Source organism: Alistipes sp. CAG:268 (assembly GCA_000434235.1).
Classification (GTDB): domain Bacteria; phylum Bacteroidota; class Bacteroidia; order Bacteroidales; family Rikenellaceae; genus Alistipes; species Alistipes avistercoris.
Map to the genome: position 1 here is coordinate 1 of FR891992.1, position 1293 is coordinate 1293.

General features: G+C 62.8%; 1 protein-coding gene. It reads left to right on the plus strand.

Annotation, left to right across the window (positions count from 1 at the left end; translation table 11 throughout):
• Positions 1 to 45: 45 nt before the first annotated feature.
• Positions 46 to 1293: serine--tRNA ligase (serS, locus tag QZL63_RS04380; RefSeq protein WP_290586008.1), on the plus strand; the 1248-nt coding region annotated here is incomplete at its 3' end.

Sequence of the window (1293 nt, forward strand, 5' to 3'; positions counted from 1 at the left end):
AATTTTGTCGCTTGTAACGCGAAAACACAAAAAACATCCGATACCATGCTTACGATCAAGCAAATCCGCGATGACAAGGAGGCTGCCGTCCGCAAACTCGCCAAGAAGGGCGTCGAGGCGGGGCCGGTCATCGAAAAGATCATCTCGCTCGACGACCGCCGCAAGGCCATCCAGGCCGAACTCGACTCCACGCTGGCCGCACAGAACAAGGCCGCCAAGGAGATCGGCGCCCTGATGGGACAGGGCCGCCGCGAGGAGGCCGAGGAGCGCAAACATTTCGTTGCGGACCTCAAGGAGAAATCCGCCCGCCTGCAGGCCGAGTCGAACGACGTGCAGCAGGAGCTGCAAACGGCCCTGGTCTCGCTGCCGAACTTCCCGGCCGAGATCGTCCCCGAAGGCAAGACGGCGGCAGACAACCTGGTGGTGAAACTCGTGGAGAGCTACACCACCCTGCCCGAGAACCCGCTGCCCCACTGGGAGCTGGCCAAGAAGTACGACATCATCGACTTCGACCTCGGCGTGAAACTCACCGGAGCCGGATTCCCCGTCTACAAGGGCAAGGGCGCCCGGCTGCAGCGCGCGCTGATCAACTACTTCCTCGACTGCAACACGAAGGCCGGATACCTCGAAGTCGAGCCTCCAGTGATGGTCAATGAGGCCTCGGGCTTCGGCACCGGACAGCTGCCCGACAAGGAGGGACAGATGTACCACGCCACGGTGGACAACTTCTACCTGGTACCGACGGCCGAAGTGCCCGTGACGAACATCTACCGCGACGTGATTCTCGACGAGAGCGACTTCCCGGTGAAGATGACCGCCTACACCCCCTGCTTCCGCCGCGAGGCCGGCTCCTACGGCAAGGACGTGCGCGGTCTGAACCGCCTGCACCAGTTCGACAAGGTAGAGATCGTCCAGCTGTCGCTGCCCGACGTATCGTATGAGGCGCTCGACGGCATGGTCGCCCACGTCGAGGGGATCGTCCGCTCGCTCGGACTGCCCTTCCGCATCCTCCGTCTCTGCGGCGGCGACATGTCCTTCACCTCGGCGCTGACCTACGACTTCGAGGTCTACTCCGAGGCACAGAAGCGCTGGCTTGAAGTGTCGTCCGTATCGAACTTCGAGTCGTTCCAGGCCAACCGCCTCAAGCTCCGCTACCGCGACGCCGAGAAGAAGATCCACCTCGCGCACACGCTCAACGGATCGTCGCTCGCCCTGCCGCGCATCGTCGCCGCGCTGCTCGAGAACTACCAGACGCCCGAAGGCATCCGGATTCCCGAAGTGCTGATTCCCTAC